Source organism: Demequina sp. NBRC 110054, assembly GCF_002090115.1.
In the GTDB taxonomy this organism is placed as follows: domain Bacteria; phylum Actinomycetota; class Actinomycetes; order Actinomycetales; family Demequinaceae; genus Demequina.
Genome location: NZ_BBRK01000006.1, coordinates 323,509 through 341,368 on the forward strand (window position 1 = coordinate 323,509; position 17,860 = coordinate 341,368).

13 protein-coding genes are annotated in these 17,860 nt (G+C 69.3%); 2 read left to right on the plus strand and 11 right to left on the minus strand.

Going from position 1 to position 17,860, the window contains the following annotated elements; translation table 11 throughout:
* Positions 1–39: 39 nt before the first annotated feature.
* Positions 40–1,524 carry an MFS transporter gene (locus tag B7K23_RS14175; protein WP_084127338.1) on the plus strand — a complete coding sequence of 495 codons (1,485 nt, stop codon included), beginning with the start codon at positions 40–42 and terminating at the stop codon, positions 1,522–1,524.
* A gap of 45 nt (positions 1,525–1,569) precedes the next feature.
* On the opposite strand, the gene B7K23_RS14180 is transcribed toward B7K23_RS14175, so the two are convergent.
* From B7K23_RS14180 to B7K23_RS14190, 3 genes are read right to left on the minus strand one after another with little or no spacing between them, the layout of a single operon-like run.
* Complete coding sequence (locus B7K23_RS14180; protein ID WP_084127339.1) at positions 1,570–2,106, minus strand: N-acetyltransferase; 537 nt, start codon at positions 2,104–2,106, stop codon at positions 1,570–1,572.
* Entirely contained in the window at positions 2,103–2,618 is a 516-nt protein-coding gene (locus B7K23_RS14185; RefSeq protein WP_159451437.1) for an N-acetyltransferase, read from the minus strand. Before B7K23_RS14185 ends, B7K23_RS14180 begins: the two co-directional genes overlap by 4 nt.
* 20 nt (positions 2,619–2,638) lie before the next feature.
* Positions 2,639–5,131, minus strand: a complete 2,493-nt coding sequence (locus B7K23_RS14190) for an LPXTG cell wall anchor domain-containing protein (protein WP_084127341.1) — start codon at positions 5,129–5,131, stop codon at positions 2,639–2,641.
* 307 nt (positions 5,132–5,438) lie between these two features.
* On the opposite strand from B7K23_RS14190, the gene B7K23_RS14195 reads away from it, so the two are divergent.
* Complete coding sequence (locus tag B7K23_RS14195; RefSeq protein WP_200809851.1) at positions 5,439–5,669, plus strand: TM2 domain-containing protein; 231 nt, start codon at positions 5,439–5,441, stop codon at positions 5,667–5,669.
* 132 nt (positions 5,670–5,801) lie between these two features.
* Here the strand turns inward: B7K23_RS14195 and glpK are convergent, their stop codons facing one another.
* The 8 genes from glpK to B7K23_RS14235 all read right to left on the minus strand — a co-directional run bounded on the left by glpK (position 5,802) and on the right by B7K23_RS14235 (position 17,860).
* On the minus strand, positions 5,802–7,316 hold the full coding sequence (gene glpK, locus B7K23_RS14200) for a glycerol kinase GlpK (protein ID WP_084127342.1): 1,515 nt from the start codon (positions 7,314–7,316) through the stop codon (positions 5,802–5,804).
* Positions 7,317–7,382: 66 nt separating this feature from the next.
* Complete coding sequence (locus B7K23_RS14205) at positions 7,383–9,152, minus strand: glycerol-3-phosphate dehydrogenase/oxidase (protein ID WP_084127343.1); 1,770 nt, start codon at positions 9,150–9,152, stop codon at positions 7,383–7,385.
* A gap of 68 nt (positions 9,153–9,220) precedes the next feature.
* Positions 9,221–10,297, minus strand: coding sequence for an FHA domain-containing protein (locus tag B7K23_RS14210; RefSeq protein WP_084127344.1), 1,077 nt, complete (start codon positions 10,295–10,297; stop codon positions 9,221–9,223).
* A gap of 40 nt (positions 10,298–10,337) precedes the next feature.
* Entirely contained in the window at positions 10,338–11,294 is a 957-nt protein-coding gene (locus B7K23_RS14215) for a hypothetical protein (protein WP_234996555.1), read from the minus strand.
* Positions 11,295–11,473: 179 nt separating this feature from the next.
* Positions 11,474–12,091, minus strand: a complete 618-nt coding sequence (locus tag B7K23_RS14220; RefSeq protein ID WP_143338314.1) for a hypothetical protein — start codon at positions 12,089–12,091, stop codon at positions 11,474–11,476.
* Positions 12,092–12,111: 20 nt separating this feature from the next.
* The gene (locus tag B7K23_RS14225) at positions 12,112–12,975 is read right to left on the minus strand and encodes a WXG100 family type VII secretion target (protein ID WP_084127347.1); all 864 of its coding nucleotides are present in this window, start codon (positions 12,973–12,975) and stop codon (positions 12,112–12,114) included.
* Positions 12,976–13,047: 72 nt separating this feature from the next.
* Positions 13,048–13,320 carry a WXG100 family type VII secretion target gene (locus B7K23_RS14230; RefSeq protein WP_084127348.1) on the minus strand — a complete coding sequence of 91 codons (273 nt, stop codon included), beginning with the start codon at positions 13,318–13,320 and terminating at the stop codon, positions 13,048–13,050.
* A 124-nt stretch (positions 13,321–13,444) separates the two neighbouring features.
* Positions 13,445–17,860: an FtsK/SpoIIIE domain-containing protein gene (locus B7K23_RS14235; RefSeq protein ID WP_084127349.1), complete on the minus strand. Its 4,416-nt coding sequence runs from the start codon at positions 17,858–17,860 to the stop codon at positions 13,445–13,447.

A 17,860-nucleotide genomic window follows, 5' to 3' on the forward strand; every position in this document is an offset into this window, starting at 1 on the left:
GTGCGCGCCGCCTTGGCGGCGCAGACCTACCCTGAAGGCATGGCTGACGCCCCCGAGCCTGACGCGGAACCCGCGCCCGCGCGCCGCACGGCGGTCCCGCGCACGGGCACGCAGTCGCTCGTGCTGTGGATCGCGGTGCTGGGCTCGTTCGTGTCGTTCCTCGACGGCACCGTGGTGACGGTCGCGCTGCCCGCGATCGTCGACGAGCTCGGCGGCGGCATCACGACGCAGCAGTGGACGGTCGACGCGTACATGCTCACGCTCGGCTCGCTCATCCTGGTCGCGGGCTCGATCTCCGACGGCTTCGGGCGGTTACGGGTGCTGCGGATCGGGCTGCTCGGCTTCGGCGCCTCCTCGCTCGTCATCGCGCTCGCGCCGACGGCCGCGGTGCTCATCGGCGCGCGGTTCGTCCAGGGCGCCGCTGGCGCGCTGCTCGTCCCCTCGAGCCTCGCGCTCATCATGACCCACTTCCGCGGGCCCGCGCAGGGCCGCGCGATCGGCACGTGGACGGGCGCGACGTCGGCCGCGATGGTCGTCGGTCCGCTGGTCGGCGGCCTGTTCGTGGACCTCGCGTCGTGGCGGCTCGCGTTCCTCATCAACGTGATCCCGATCGCGGTGACGCTGTGGCTGCTCGGCCGACTCGCACGCCACGACGAGGCCCGGGACGTGCGCAGGCCGGACGCCCGCATCGACGTCGTGAGCGCCGCGCTCGCCGCGCTGGGCCTCGGCGGCGTGGTCGCCGCACTGATCGAGCAGCCCAACCTGGGCTGGACGGACCCGAGGATCCTCACCCTGCTCACGACCGGCATCGTCCTGCTGGCGATGTTCCTGGTGCGCCAGACGCGCGTGCCCGACCCGATGCTGCCACTGCCGCTGTTCCGCACGGGCAACGTCGCGTGGGGCAACGGCGCGACGTTCCTCATCTACGGCGCGCTGAGCCTCAACGGCTTCGTCCTGGGCGTGTACCTCCAGGAGGGGGCGGGCCTCACCGCGACGGCCGCGGGGCTCGCGAGCCTGCCGATCACGTTGATCCTCATGGCCGCCTCGTCGCGCGTCGGGGCACTGTCCGGGCGGCTCGGCCCGCGGATCTTCATGACCGCGGGGCCGCTCACGATGGCCGTGGGCGCACTGCTGCTGCTACTCGTGGGCGACGACTTCAGCTACTGGACCCAGGTGCTGCCTGGCGTGGTCGTCTTCGGCCTCGGCCTCGCGCTCACGGTGTCGCCGCTGACGAGCGCGATCCTCGGCGCCGTCGACCCCTCGCGCTCCGGGATCGCGTCGGCCGTGAACAACGCCGTGAGCCGCATCGCGGGGCTGATCACGGTCGCGCTGATCGGCACGATCGTGGGTGGCACGCTGGACCTCGCGGGCTTCCATCGCACGGCGCTCGTCACCGCGGCGCTGCTCGCCGCGGGAGGGATCGTGAGCTGGATCGGCATCCGGAACCCCGCGGCGTCGGGCGACCCCGTGGGCGATGACGGCACGCCGGGCGCGCGCGACGGAGAAGGCGGCGACGGCGCCTAGGCTCCCGCAGGCTACGGCGCCTGGGCACTCCGCCCGGCGCGGCGCCTAGGCACCCTGCTGCGTGCGCCGTCCGGTCTCGACGAAGCCGAGTCGCTCGTACAGCCGCAGCGCCCCGACATTGTCCGCGTCCACAGTGAGGCCGACATGGGTCTCGCCCGAGCGACGGAGAGCCGCTGCCGACGCCCCGAGCATCCCCGCCGCGACGCCCCGGTGCCGGTGCTCCGGCACGGTCATCACGTCGAGGAGATACGGGTAGTCGGGGGCGGTCGGACTCGGCAGCCGCCTTACCGCGATGACGGCCCCTCGGACCTCGCCCTCGGCCGTCAGCGCCAGGGGCGACGCCTCGGGAACCAGCTCGCCCCACACCCCCGCGCGATACTCCGCGGCGAGCGCGTCGAGGGCCGCACGGGACTCGAACGGCGGCAGCGGCGGATAGACCTCCCACGCGAGATCCATGAGCCAGTCCAGGTCGTCGAGCGAGACCGGTCGCGTGAGCGGTGCCTCGGGGGCGCCCGCGAGGACGTCGCCCAGCGCGGCGCGCATGTGGATGCGCTCGTAGGACTCGCCCGGTTCGGCCGTCACGCGGGCACCCTGCCGATCTCCGTGAACCCGAGCGACTCGTACAGCGCGATCGCCGACGGGTTGTCGTCGTCGACCGTGAGGGCGATCTCGATCTCGCCGTCGGCGAGCAGCGCAGCCGCGGCCGCCCCGAGCAGCCCCGCCGCGATGCCTTGGCGCCGGAACTCGGGCGCGGTGATGACGTTGATGACGTAGGGGCAGTCGGGCAGGTCGAACTTCGGCACGCGGCGGATGGTCGCGACGAAGCCCCTGACCCTGCCGTCGTCCGTCTCAGCGACAGGCGACGCCTCGGGCACGAGCTCGCCCCACTCCCCCGCGCGCATCTCCGCGTTCAGCGCCTCGACGGCTTCCCACGAGGCGAACGGGTGGCGCCGCGGGTAGACCTCCCATGCGAGCTCGCTCTGCCACTCGAGGTCGTCCATCGAGCCCGGACGATGCGACGGCGGGGTGGGCGCGGAGGCGGCCACGTCGGCCAGGCTCGCCTGCATGCGGATCCTCATGCGCTGCTGCACCATGCGTCCCAGCATGGCATCGCTCAGCCGCGCGAGCGCCTCCGACGCACGACGAGCACCGCCGCGCCTGCCACCAGGAGCGCCGCTGCGCCGAGAGCGATGAGCTGCGCACCGTCGGCGCCCGTGGAGGCGAGCGCATCGTCCGTCGTGCTGTCAGAACCCGACACGCGCTGGTCGCCCTCCGCATCATCCGACGCATCATCCGCATCAACGACAGCCGCTTCGACCGAGAGCGACTGCCAGCCGACCACCGTGCCGTCGGCCGCATACAGGACGATGCGGTGCTCGCCGAGGTCTGCGTCGCTGGGCACCGTCACGGCGTAGCTCCCGGCGGACAAGATGACGGGCGTCGACATCATGACCACGTGGGTGCCGTCGGCCGAGCCGGCGTGGTCACATCCCTCGGGGGTCACGACGAGCGCGTCGCCAGGCGCGACCTCGCTCACCTGCTCGCCGTCAGGGGTGCACACCGCGATGCCGCCTTCGGCCAGGCCTTCGAGGTCGGACTCGTACGCCTCGAACGACACGGCCGTCAGTGTCGCGGACGCCTCGAGCGGAGTCGCCAGGCCCTCGGCGGTCGCCTTCGCGGCGAACAGCACCTGCAGGCGCGCGTAGTCCTCCGCCGTGATCACGTGCGTGTAGGTGTGCGTTTCCGAGTCTCCCGCGGCCAGCGTCGACGCGAAGCCCGGCAGAAGTCCGGTCACGTCAGCGCCCGTGCCGTCTTCCACGGCGATACCGGTCAACGCGTACGCGCCGGTGTTGGCGAGCGTCACGGTGACCGTCGCGGTCTCGCCGATCGACGGCGTGCCGTCGCCGTTCGAGTCCACATAGGTCGCGTCGAGGTCGAGCGACGAGGCGGGAGCCACGTACGCGCCCGTGGTGATGGTCATGGCATCCGCCGACAACTGGAGGGGGATCCCATCGATCGCTCCGATCACCTCGACTGCCGCGCTGTAGTCCAGCGTGCCGCGGGCCTCGTCCGCGGCGGTCAGCTCGTAGGTCACCGACCCACTGGCCACGTCTCCGGCGACGAGCGTCTCGCCGATCGACGTGCCGCCGAGGATCGAGGCGTCGGAGCCGGCCCCATCGGCCAGAGTGCCGACGGTGATCGCCTGCTCCGAGTCCTCCCCGTTCGTCACCGTGTAGTCGTAGAAGACTTCCTCACCGGCCTGCCCGATACCGTCGCCGTTCGTGTCCTGCAGGATCGGGGTCACCATCATCGAGCCGTAGGTGACGAGGTCGCGCAGGACCACGGTCTCCGTCATCAGGCGCAGGTCGTCGCCTCCCTCGGGGAACTGCGCCTCCAGGGTGGGGCTGGTCTGTGCCGCTCCGAGATAGAACGTGAGGGTCACCCAGCCGCGGTCCATATCGCTCGAAGAGATCGTGTAGGTGTCCAGATTGCCGCCGTCGGAGGTCAGGTCGGCCGCTTCCACCGAGCCGGACGGCAGGCTGTCGCCGGGAACGAGATTGGCGCCGTACCTGACCGTCACCCCGCTGCCGACGGCGTTGTAGCCGATTCCGACAGCGGGGAGGGTCACCGTGCCCGTGTTCGTCATCGAGTAGGTGTAGTCGATCAGGTCGCCCGCCTCGATCTCGCCCGGCGTCAGCTCGGCACCCGTGGTCTGGTCGTGAACCACGACGTCGACGTCGGCGTCGAACGACTGCGCGAACGGCTCGGTCACGGCGAGCGGCGTGTCGACTGTCGCGGTGCCGGTGGCCTCCCGCATCGAATCGACGCCCGGCGCCTCCCAGTCGATGCTCTCGTCGCCCAGGTCGATCGACCCGGCTTCCATGTCGGCATACGTGACGGTGTGCCACGCTCCGTAGAGCGTCGCCGACGTACCCGGCGCCAGACCGCTGACCATCGAATGGGTACCCGAAGCCGGGATGTCGATGACGGCGTCGCTGTCGTTCGTCACGGTGAAGACGTACCGCACCTCGTCACCCTGCACCGCGGCGTCGGCAACGGATCCGCCCCCCTCGTCGTATTCCACCGCGGCCACGACGTCAAGCGGCTCCGTGACGAGCGTGAGGCTCGGGGACTCCACCGCGAGGACGACTTCCGCACCATCATCGATCTGGTACTCGTATGTCGACGCGGTTGATCCTCCAAGGAGGAAGTTGCCCAGGACGTCCACGTCCTTGGCGACGGCCGGGGCGACGGCGGTGTAGGTGCGGGACTCGCCCGGCGCCACGTGCGCGCTCAGCCCGAAGCCCGTCGAGTTGCTGTGGAACTCGGCGTACGTCACCGTCCCCGGCGCGGTGGCGGCGACCGTGACAGTGATGTCGACCCGGTACTTGTCGCCGACGTCCAGGTTGCCGTCGCCGTTCACGTCGTTGTAGATGCTCACGTTGGCGTACGAGACGGTGACGTCGTCGTCCGAGCCTGCGGCGGCGTTGGCGACGGGCGCGTACGCGATCGCGCCGACGATGGCTGCGACAAGTGCGAGCACGACGACGTGCGCACGAGAGCGAGTGGACGTGATGTTCCTCAGCATGACTTCCTCGATGACCATCCCGTGGTTGACTCCTCACACCACCAGCGGCACTGAGGGACAGGACTGCATGCCAACGTAATGCAACCCGGCGTCCCGTTCAAGCAATTTCGCACATCCCGAACCACTTATTTCGCCAGAGCATGTGCCAGGGGCTTCATTCAGGCATCCTCCGACGCTGGCTCTTCGCCGGCACACACCCTGAGCACGACCCAGGGACGCGATCCTGCCTGGGGAGGAGGGCGCCGCTCGCACCACGGACGTACCATCGAAGCAGCCCCAGGCAGGCACTGGAATCACCGCCGGCCCCGACAGATCGGACATCGACATGGCCAAGACGACCGCTCCGCTGCCGATGAAGGACACCTTCATCACGTACATCCTGTGGTTCTTCCTGGGCGTCTTCGGCGTGCACCAGTTCTACATGGGCAAGATCGGCCGCGGCATCCTCTACCTGCTCACCGCGGGCGTCTTCGGCATCATGGTGATCTGGGACCTGTTCACGATCCCTGCCCAGGTGCGCCAGGTCAACGCCCAGCGCGCGGCGGGCATCCGCTGACTCTGCGGCGGCCTTCGCCGTACACACCTGCACGCACCTGAGACAGGTGTGACGAACGGGACGTCAGCGGTTCCTCACGAGCACCTCAGGGCACACGAGTCACACGTGCGTGCAGAAGTGCACACTCCCCGCTCAGTCGACGTCGTCGTCCACCCAGTCAAGGGTGCGCGCCACGGCCTTGCGCCAGTTGCGGTAGAGCCGGTCGACCTTGTCCTGGGGCATCTGCGGCTCCCAGCGCTCGTCCTCCTGCCAGTTGGCGCGGAGCTCGTCGAGCGAGGCCCAGTAGCCGACGGCGAGGCCCGCGACGTAGGCGGCGCCGAGCGCGGTGGTCTCCGACACGACGGGCCGGACCACGTCGATGCCGAGGATGTCCGCCTGGAACTGCATGAGCAGCTCGTTGACGGTCATGCCGCCGTCGACCGCAAGCGTCTGCACGTGCGCGCCCATGTCGGCCTCGACCGCCTCGAGGACGTCGCGGGTCTGATACGCGGTCGCCTCGAGCACCGCGCGCGCGAGGTGGCCGCGCGTGACGTAGCTGGTCAGGCCGACGATCACTCCCCTCGCGTCGGACCTCCAGTACGGCGCGAACAGCCCCGAGAAGGCGGGCACGAAGTACGCGCCGCCGTTGTCGGGGACCGTCGCGGCTTGGCTCTCGATCTCGGAGGCCGAGGAGATCATCCCGAGGCTGTCGCGCACCCATTGGACGAGCGCGCCGGTGACCGCCACGGAGCCTTCGAGGGCATAGTGCGCAGGCGCGTCGCCGAGCCGGTACGCGACCGTCGTGAGCAGTCCGTGCTCGCTCAGCACCCGCTCGGTCCCCGTGCCCACGAGGATGAAGCTGCCGGTGCCGTACGTGCTCTTCGACTCCCCCTCGTCGAAAGCCGCCTGACCGAAGGTCGCGGCCTGCTGGTCGCCGAGGATCCCCGCGATCGGCACGTCGCGCAGCAGCGAGTGCCCACCGACCACCCCGTAGACCTCGGACGACGACCTGATCTCGGGCAGCATCGCGCGCGGGATGTCGAAGTCGCTCAGCATCGGCTCGCTCCAGTCGAGCGTCTCGAGGTCCATGAGAAGGGTGCGCGATGCGTTGGTCACGTCGGTGACGTGGAGGCCACCGTCGACGCCGCCCGTGAGGTTCCACACGAGCCATGAGTCCGTGGTGCCGAACAGCAGCTGCCCCGCCTCCGCCTTGTCGCGCGCGCCGGGCACGTTGTCGAGGATCCAGCAGATCTTGGTCGCGGAGAAGTACGTCGCGAGCGGCAGGCCGGTGATCTCGCGGTAGCGACCGACCCCGCCGTCCTCCGCGAGCCGGTCGACGCACGGCTGGGTGCGGGTGTCCTGCCACACGATCGCGGGGTATACGGGCTCGCCGGTCGTGCGGTCCCACACCACGGCAGTCTCGCGCTGGTTGGTGATCCCTACGGCGACGAGGTCGAGGCGCGTGAGGTCGGCGGTCGCGAGCGCCTCAGCGATGACGCGCCTGGTGTTCGCCCAGATCTCGAGGGGGTCGTGCTCCACCCAGCCGGGACGTGGCGTGCTCTGGCGGTGCTCGAGCTGCCCCGACGAGACGATCGAGCCCGTGCGGTCGAAGATCATGGCGCGCGTCGACGTGGTGCCCTGGTCGATCGCCATCACGAAGCGATCCATTCCTGCCCCCACGCGCGGCTGCCGATCAGCGATGGCGCACCGCCGCGTGCGCCGTCGAACGTTGACTCATGCTAACGACCAGGGACGATGCGCGCTCGGCAAGCCCTTCTCCACGTCCACCCCGTGCGCGTCGGCGAGCACCGCGGCGGTCGCGGCGACCTCCTCCTTGCGCCGGCGCCTGGACCAGCCGAGGGTGTCACCGACGACGTCGGCGAGCTCGGCGAGCACGCGCGCGTCGACGCCTCCCTCGAAGGCGAGCGTGGTCCTGCGCAGCACGAGGTCCTCGAGGCGCACGACCCGCTCGCGCCCGGCGAGCCACCAGATCTCCCCCACGCTGTACGAGGGCGCGCTCGCAAGCCTGCGCGCGGATGCCTCGTCGGAGGCCTCAGCGGCCGCGACGCCCGCCGCGCGCGTGCCGTAGCGCGCGAGCAGCTCCCTGCCCCGCACCAGGGTGACCTCGTCCAGATGGGTCGCTATCCAGGCGTCCCGGTCGTCGGCCTCGGGAAGCCCGCGGGCGCCTCCGACGGGCGCCGAGATCGTCGAGGCGACGCGGGAACGACCCAGCCGGGACATCGCCTGACCGGACACCCGCTCGCCCAGCGCGCGATGCGTCGTCCATTTGCCACCCACGACCGACAGCACCGGCACCTGGGGCGCGTCGGGAAGCGTCCCCTCCTCGACCCGGTAGTCGCGGCTGATGCGGCCCGGCTCGGTCGAGTCCGCGGCCGGCAGCGGGCGGATGCCCGCATAGCGGAACACGATCTGGTCGCGCGTCACCGGGATGTCGGGGAACACGTGCGCGACGAGGTCGACGAAGTAGTCGACCTCCGTGTCCGTGCAGCGCGCGGGCTCGCGAGGGTCGGCGGGGATGTCCGTCGTGCCGAGGATCACGCGGCCATGCATCGGGTACACGAGGACGATGCGGCCGTCGGAGTTCTCGAAGAAGATCTCGCGCCCCCGGCACGCTGTGAGCAGCTCGGGGTTGTCGACGACGATGTGCGAGCCCTTGGTGCCGCCCATGTAGGCGGTCTCGCCACCGAGCGCGCCGTTCGCGAGGTCGGTCCACGGCCCGCACGCGTTGACGACGAGGCGCGGGCGCACCCGCAGCTCCTCGCCAGAGATCTGGTCGCGCAGCACCACGGACGCGCCCTCATGGCCGACCGCCGCGACGTATGTGGCGACGCGGGCATGACCGGTCTCGACCGCATCGTCCGCCATCTCCATCGCGAGCCGCTCGGGGCTCGACGCCATCGCGTCGTAGTACGTGGCCGTCGCGAGGGTCTCGGGGTGGAGGTCGGGAAGCTCGGCGAACGTGCGGCGCGGGCCGACGAAGCGGTGGCGCGGCACCGCGGTGCCGTCGGAGGCGCGACCCGCGCGCGAGTATGCGTCGTAGAGCCACAGACCCGTCTTCACGAGCAGCGCGCCGCGGGGCTTCGACTGCTTCGAGGGCCGGCCGGTGAGGAACTGGATCGGGGCGCGCAGCAGGCCGGTGAAGAGCGTGCGGACGGGGATGGTCGTCGGCAGCGGCCGGACCTGGTGGGGGGCGTTCGCGAGAAGCCGGTTGCGCTCCTCGACCCCCTCGCGCACGAGCCGGAACTCGCCGTTCTCGAGGTAGCGCAGGCCGCCGTGGACCATGCGCGAGCTCGCAGAGGAAGTGCCCGAGGCCATGTCGCCGCGGTCGACGATCGTCACGTCGACGCCGTTCATCGCGAGGTCGCGCGCGATCGCGACCCCGTTGATGCCTGCACCGATGATGAGCACGTCCGTCTCGGGTCGCTCGCGCAGCGCGGCGACCTCCTCGCGGATCTTGGGCGAGCGGCGTCGATGCGGGGTCATGTGGACATGGTGCGCATATGTCACCCAGACGCGCAACGGTGGAACCTCGCTCAGAGAGCGGACCGCGATCAGCGGATCTGAGCGAGCGTGAAGGAACGCTCCCCGATCACGAGCCGATCTCCTGCGCGAACCGGCTCCGGCACACCGGCTGCGAGCGACGAGTCCGCGCCGTCCCTCACAAGCACGACACCATTGGTCGAGTACAGGTCGGTCACGGTCAGGCCCGCAGGACCAGGCTCGATCGCAAGATGGGTCTTGGACAGCGAGAAAGACTCGTCCGAGACGGCCACCGCGCGCGCCGCGCCCTGGGATGCAGGGGCACGTCCGATGACGACGCCACCCGCGATGTCGATCTCGGTTCCGTCATCGCCCCGCAGCACCGCTCGGGAAGGCGGAGCCTGACGCGTCATGTCGAGATCGTCATCGAGCGGAACCTCGACCACGTCGACGAGCGGCATCACACCCTCCTGTGCTCCCGGCTCGGCGATCGTCGCTTGGCCGAGATGTACATCTGCCCGAGGCGGGATCGTATCGACGGCGTCCGCCGAGGGCACCAAGCCTTGCGCACCTTCGGGAGCAGAGATCGAAGCGTCGCCAGAGGTCACCTCAGGCGTCCCGATCGCTGACCACAGCACCGTGTCGGAGCCCTCGAGCGTGCGGACCACCTGCCGTGCGCCCGGCATGGAGGCCGCGACGTGCACGAAGGCGCTGCGGGCGCTCTCCATCATCTTCGTGGACTCCGACACTCCGTCGAGCTGCAGCCACTGCGTGACCGTGTAGGAGACGGTCGAGGTCTCGTCGTCATCCTGCTGGACCACCACGGCGACGACGAATGCGTCTGACATCTTGTTGCCGTACGACATCGTGAAGGCCTCGGGACCGCTGCTGACAAGATGGAAGACCGCGCCGACGAGCGGTAGCGAACCCTTGCGGAAGTCGAGAACCTCGTCGATCGCGTCGCGCACAGTGGAGATGCTGGTCGTGGCGACTGTCGCAGTGAGCACCTCTCCGGTGAGCTCCTTCTCGCGTGCGACGGTACCTCGCCGCACGGCGCGATTGATGCCCCTCGAGACTGCCTTCTCGGCCTTGTACTTCACGATGCCGATCACGATCGCGGCGACGATGAAGAGGATTGCCCAGCCCATCGGAGGTTCCTTTCTCTTGAGCGCGGAAGACGCTCGTGGCTCAGAAATCGCGGATCTTGTAGCGATACATCTCGGTGGTGACGCCCTCGCCCGAGGCGAACTCGCCTGTCGAGGCGTTCCAACCGTCCAGGGTTCCTTCGCGAGCGGCGCCGAGCATGTTGCCCACATAGGAGTCGAGCTGATGTTGATGGGTAGCCTGCGCCTGCGCGCCGTCGAGAAGCTTCTGGATACCGGCCTCCGAGAGCATCTCGGTCGGCGACTGCGTGATCGCGTAGCCGAAGTCGGCATTGAAACCGGGGTTGTCCACGTGCAGTACCACGTCAGCGCGGTTGGTGGCCTGCTGCAGTCCGACAACGGTGCCGACAGTCGCCATGGGGTCACCGCTGTCGATCACCTGGAGCTGAGAGACTCCGTCCGGCAGCTCTAGCGGCGAGTACGACCCGACCGTCACGACGCTCGTGATGCTGAACTCGCCCGCATTGTGTGCGGCGATGTTCGCAGAGACGAGCCCCCCGAGGCTGTACCCGGCCATCTGGACGGGCTCACCGGACTCGATGCCGTGCTCACGCATCGCCTCGAGCACGCGATGCTCGAGTTCCGTCTGCTCTCCCTGCCCCGCGGGAAGCCACGACCCCGAGTTGAAGACGGTGTCGCTCTGACTGTTTTCCAGGTCCTGAGTGCCGGGGATCATCACGATGTGCGAGCGCGTGCCGTCGGCATTGACAAACGTGATGATGCCGATGTCATCGCCGCCATGCTCGCTCAGCGTGCTGAGCATCGTGACGGTCGTCTCCACGCCCCTGATGCCACCCTTGAGCTCGTGCTGAGCCTCAAGCTCGGCGAGGTCGGAGTCGTATCCGGTGCCCGCGACTGCCGATCCCGTCGCCCCTTCGACGGCGCTCGCCCGCTCCTGGTCGGCAGCGTTGGCCTCGAGAGCACGGGCGGCCTCGCGCAGCGCCGCAGCAGCGCGCGCCACCGTCGGACGGTCCCTAGACATCCATCGTGAGAGGAAGGAGTCTCGGTCAGGACCATCCCACGGACTCATGGAAACACGAGCCTCGAGTTCGGTCACGGCCATATCCAGCTGATCCGCTGCGAGCGCGAGCCGCGCGCCCAAGTCCCGAAGTTGCGCAACGTCCGCGCCGTAGAAGTCCACGTCGCCGCCCATGCGCGTGATCAGCCGTTCGGCAGGAGGGCTCGGTCGAGGAAAGCGCTGGCAGCTTCGGCGACCGCGGCGGCATCGCCCGCGCCACGGCTCGAACCGAGGCCAGCGGTCTCTCCGAACTCGAAGTCCGCGTCGGCGCGACTGACCCCGAACACCGCGTCTCCGGAGGCATCCGAGTACTCGATCGAGACCTTCTCCACCTCCGCCGCATCCAGGGCGGCCGCCACGGTATCGCCCACCATGGTGCGAATCGCAATGGCACCTCGGACGATGGTCGTCCTGAGAATCCCATCCTCGCCGATCCGCACGACGGCCGACGCCTGCGGACCGACCGCAGCGAAGTAGGCCGAAGCCGCGTCGGGGCCGAACGCGCCGAACCTCACAATCGCGGTCGACGCTCCGAGCAAAGTCCCGACAAGCGCCACCGGATCAACTTCACCCGGCTGCACGTTTGATGGCACGAGGCCACGCAACCGCAACGAAGCCGCGCCAGACTCGACGAGGAGCTCTTTCGCCCCGTCGTCCGCGGGGAAGCGCAGCGCTTCGAGCACCCGAAGCATGTTCGCGCCCCCAGCTACTGTCGCGACGAAGCCGAGCTCCGCAGCGGTCAGAGAGATCTCGTCCTCCATGGTCATCACCTTCCGTGTATTCACCGCTCGCCTCCGGACGAGTAAGTCTCAGTTCGCCCGCGGGCGTCGTTCATCGCTCCTGACGCAGCGCCAGAAACCGATTCCTCGAGACTGTCGCCGAAGCCGATCGCCTCCTGCTCGACACCGTCCCAAGCGTCGTCATACGTGCCGTCCCCGTACACTCCATCCACGACGCCCTCGGCGACCCATCCGCCTGCGGTGATGACCGTGTCGATCGCTCCGACCGCCGGGAACACCTTGGCGACGATCCACGCATTCGAAAAGACCGCACGGCCGAAGCGGACGATGTTGCCGCTCTGGATGTCCGCCCACGTCTGCTCCGCGTTGAGAACCAGTTCAATAGCCGCCATCACCACCGATAGCCCAGGCACCTTGGAAATGCCCGTGTGCCGGAGCATCTCGACCACAGTCATGTTTGCCTTGATGAACTTGTAGAGGTCGTACAGATCCTCAAGCCCCTTGGCAAACTTGATCAGCTCGTATATGCCGAGGAAGAACTCCTTTGCCTTGTCGATTGCGCTGTCGACGGACTCGACGGTCCTCTGCTCCCGACGGATTGGCCCAGGCGCGAGAGATGAGGCTCCTCCCCCGTCGGCCGCGCTGGCCTCCTGCTGCTCGTCGGCATTGCCCAGCAGCGCCGCAGCAGCCTCCCTCAAACTGACAGAGGCTTCGTTCACCGCGGCACGGCCCTGGCTGTGCCACGCATCGCGGAAGTGTTCCGAATCAGGTCCCTCCCACCGCTGCGCGAGGACAACCGCGGAGCCGATCTCAGCGCCCGTCGAACTGAGCGCATCCGCCGCCCGTGAGAACTGCTGCGCGAGCGCGCGGAGCTGCGCAACGTCCGCGCCGTAGAAGCCGGTCACGGCTCCTCCCCTCTCGATCAGGATCGCGCACGGTGGGCGGGTCCCCTCAGTGGATCCGCCCACCCACGCGCGTCAGCCGTTGGTGTTGGAGACGTTCTCCTGGGCGGCGGCGTTGGCCTGCGCCTTGCGGCCGGCCTCCTGCAGCGCGTTGATGACCTGCTTGAGCGAGCTGGTGTGCTGACCGGTCCAGTCCGAGCGGAACGAGTCGGCGTCGGGGCCGGTCCACTGGGTGTTGTTGAGCGCCGTCGTGAGCTGGCTCAGGATCGACTCGATGTCGCTCGCCTTCGCGTTGAGCTGCGTGCTGAGCTGGCGGACCTGCTGAACGTCGAGACCCCACACTGCCATGATGTTCTCCTTCTGATTCCTGTAATCGTTTCCCGGTTCCGGATCCCCCGGGCCGGCTTGACGCCCCGCGTCGACTACGACGCTACGGGCGACGTCTCTCCTCGTACATGGGCATGTTTCCCCATCACCTGACCCATGCGACCTGCACCTTCTGCGCGCGCCCAGCGTCGATGAGGAAGCCTCTGCCGGGCGGGAAGTCCGCGCGCTTCACACGACCAAGCGGGGTGGAGAAGAGCATGTCGCCGTCCATCTCCCCTGGCGCGAGCACCAGCCCTCGCTTCGCGGCCTTGAAAGGCTGGCTGAGCGTGTACGCCTGAGACCAGGCAGAGCTCTCGGACTCGCCGATCGCGAACTGTTCCGCGCGCACAGCCGCCTTCACCAGGTCATTCACTGGCATCTCCGCCTCGGTTCCGCCGAAGTCGCCGACGGACGAGACGAGGATCGCCAGCTGCCCCGGGGCGAGGCGCCCCGAGGTGACATGCGTCAACAGACGCTCGGCGAGAGCGGCGGCACCCTCGGGGCTCGTCGCGAGGTCGTCCCAGCCGCCTGCTCGTGTCATCGCGTCCGCACGCGGGGCGAGCACCGCCACATGAGTGCCCGGATTGGCGCGCTTGAGGGCCCGGCCCATCGCCAGCATCGCTGACGTCCGACCCGACTGCGGCGAGCCCGCCACCATGAAGGCACCCGTCGTCGGCTTCGTCGCTGGACCGAGCGTGGAATCGAGAAGCCCGATCACCGGGGCGCCTTCGTGCGACTCGGGCAGCTCCTCGAGCGGCACCTCAGTGGGCAGCTTCGGTACGCCAGGAGCCTCAGCCACGCCCTGTCGCCGCATCGCCTCCGCAAGTCGACCGATCTGCTGGGCCTGGACAGACATCGATGAGTTTCCACCGAGCACTGCGAACTGCATCTCGTTGTCGCCAAGGATGGCCCGACCCGGGCTCGAGGTGCCGTCAAGAATGTCCTTGGGCACTCCGAGCATGATGTAGTCGTCCTCGGTCGCGCACCGCAGCACGAGGCGCTGCTGGAAGGTTGACGAGAGCGAGTGCGGCAAGGCGTTGCCGCGATCGCCTGTCACGATCACGTGCACCCCGACCTGGCGCCCGTCAACGGCGAGCTGCGAGAACACTCCGAACCACGAGGACTGGTGGGAGAACTCGTATGCGTCGCGGAAGGCGCTCATCCCGTCGATGAGAAGCAGGATGCGCGGCTCGTTCGGCCGGTTCGCGGCGGCGCGGTACTCGGTGATGGTCCCGGCAGACAACGCGGAGTACCTCGCGGATCGCTCCTCCACCATGTCGCGGAGCATCCGCAGCAGACGGACGATGCGCTCGTCATCGTCTCCCGAGATGATGGCGCCCACGTGGGGAAGGTCGTTGAGCATCCTCAGGCCCGATGCGCCGAAGTCGATGCCGTAGACCTGCACCGGCCCACCACGCGCGGTCAGCGCGGCCGACACGGCGATGGACCGCAGGGCCGTCGACTTGCCGGAGCCGCCAGAGCCGAAGATGGCCAGGTTGCCCACCTCATCGGGCTCGTAGAACACCGTCGGCTGTGCCTGGGCAGCGGGATCGTCGACGACGCCGAGCAGCAGGCGCTGGTCGACGCGCGGGTTAGGGAGCTTCGCGAGGTCGTAGGCCGACGCGAGCTCGGGGAGCCAGGGCTTGCGCGGCTCGCGGAGCTCAAGCCCAGTGGCCGCGGCGCGGATCACGAGTACGGCACGGGAGATGTCGGAGGGTCCATCATCCTTGTGCGAGGACGGGGCCTCGGGGACGTCCCATGCCTCACCCGGACCGAACGCCCGCTCCTCGATATCGATCCGCGGGGGCGGCGGCTCCGTACCCGTATGGCCGCCCGCGTAGGCCGCCTGGAACGTCGTGATGCGGCCCGGCCCGGTCTTCGCGGCAGCCCTGCCAGGGATGCCCGGATCGAAGTGCGCCGACATGGGGTCGCCCAGGACGTCGGTGGAGTCCTCGGTGTCTGCCATGCGCAGCGCCACGCGCAGATTGGTGTTCGCACGCAGGTTGTCCTTGATGACGCCGGCTGGTCGCTGCGTCGCGAGGACCAGGTGCAGGCCGAGCGAGCGTCCGCGCTGGGCGACGTCGACCACCCCGTCGACGAACTCCGGTACCTCCTGCACGAGCGCCGCGAACTCGTCGACCACGATGACAAGGCTCGGAGGCGCCTCGGGGTCGCGCATCTTCTCGAGCTCCGCGAGGTCCTTCGCTCCCTTCCGGTGGAGCAGATGCTCGCGGAAGCGCAGTTCGGCGCGCAGCGAGGTGAGTGCGCGCCGCACCAGGTGCGGCGACAGGTCCGTCACGAGCCCTACGGAGTGCGGAAGGTCCACGCAGTCCGCGAAGGCCGAGCCACCCTTGTAGTCCACGAAGAGGAAGGTCACCCGGTCGGGCGCGTGCGCCGCTGCCATGCCCAGCACCCACGACTGAAGGAACTCGGACTTGCCGGACCCGGTAGTCCCGCCGACCAGCGCGTGCGGTCCATGCGTCTTCAAATCGAGCTGGAACGGCTCGACGCCAGCGTGCCCGACGACGGCCCGCAGTGAGCTCGGCACCTTTCGCTTCGGCCGGGGCTCGCCCTCCTTCGGCGCCAGCGAGTCGCTCTGGCGCCATCTCTCGGCGACCGTCTCGGACTCGGACACGATCTCCGGCCCCACCAGGTCCACGAACGAGACGGTGCGCGGCAGGTCCGATTCGTCGGACACCGGGACGCCCGCATCGACAGCCGCAGCGAGCGACCTCGCTACCGCGTCCGCGGTGGCCGCGTCGAGGCTCTCCACCGCCACCTCGGAGATCACGTCTCCGCGGCGGACCCTGCCGGCAACGACGCCGTCGCGCGAGGACACATCCAGGTGAACACGGCACGCGGCGGGAAGCTGCGCGACGGTCCTCGCGCACCAGATCACATGCACGCCTACGTCGGCCCCGCGCTCGGCGAGCCGCGTTGCGCGGGCACGATCCACGGGCGCCCCCGCCTCGATCAGCACGAGCACAGAGGGCACCACCGGTGCCGTCCGGTCGGGCTCACGCTCCGGATCGATGCCGCCGCGCAGCGCGGCAGGCTTGCCCTCACCCCGCGCCTCCACCAGGCCTTCGAGCCTCGACAGCAGCGCACTCGCGCGCCCGGGCGACGACGCGAGATGCGTCTCGCCGCCGAGCGGAGAGTGGGACGAAGCGGTGTGCGGCATCCAGTCGAGCCAATCCCAGTCGGGGCGCGCGGGCTGCGGGATGATGGCTGCGCACACCACCTCGGCGGGCGAATGCAGTCCGAGGACCTGCGTCACCACGCCTCGCGCCACACCCGCGCGAACCCCAGGGTCTCCCGCGATGCCAAGCGCACCGTCGAGTCGCAGCTCCGCGAGCAGCGGCACCTGAGCGATCGTCGCGTACTCGGCCTTGAGGTCCAGCAGCGATCGCCAATACCGCGGCTCAGTGTCCTGAGTCGAAGGAAGGACGACCACGTCCCTGGAGGGAAGCGTCGCGATCCCGAGGCGAGGTGCCAGGAACTCGAAGTGCTCGGGTCGCCTGGTCCACAGGAGAGGGCTGCGGGTGGTCGCGGCGTCGAGGATCTCCTGAAGCGACGGCGCCTCCTGGACGCGCACCTCACGCTCGCGGTCGTGGCGCTCATTCATCATGCCGCGCGTGGCGTCGAGAGCCTCCTCGAACCGCTCGGCCTGCGCCTTCTGATTGCGACGCGACGTGACCTTGCCATCGACCCATGCGCCGACGACGAGCAGCGGGCTGAGCGCGATCATGACGACGCCGATCAGCTGGCGCGTCAGCGCGTACATCACGAGTCCCATGAGGATCGGGGCGAGGATCGCGAGATACGGGAAGCGCGACGGCTCCGGGGGCTTCGGAGGCTGTGGCGAGGGGATCTCCTCGCCAGGGAACCTTGCGACGACGCGTGGGGACCGGATGATGTCGACGCTCGGCGCCGCACCGGCCGACGTGGCCTGCCCTGCCTGCACGAGCACGACGAACGAGGTGTCGCCGATCGTCACGGGCTCGCCCGGCTGCACCGCTGCCCGCGCGACGGGGTCGCCGCTGACGAGCATCCCGTTGGCCGAGCCCAGATCCATGACCTCGATCGCCTCACCCACGTTGACGCGCGCGTGCCGCTTCGACACGAGCGGATCGGAGAGCACGATGTCGGCGTCGCGTGCGCGGCCCACGACCGAGGTGCCGCTGGGCAATGCGAACTGCTGCCCCTCGTCGGGCCCGGACACGACCCTCAGTACGGCGACGCCCGATCCCTTGGATCCGTAGGAGGCGCTCGGCTCGACGACCTGCACACGCGAGCCCGAGGTGATCCCGGACTCGACGAGCAGCGTGCCCGCGGGAACCTCACCGGCGCCCGCTCCCGAATCGGCCACGAGGGTGCGACCGGTCGCGTCGGTGACCGCGGAGGTGGGGTCCGCAGCGAGCAGCGCCGAGGCGACATCCCCCACCGTGGCGGTGCCATCGGCGGTGATCGAGACGTCGACGACGCTGCCGCCTGCGCGGTGATAGCTGACCTTGAGCCGCAT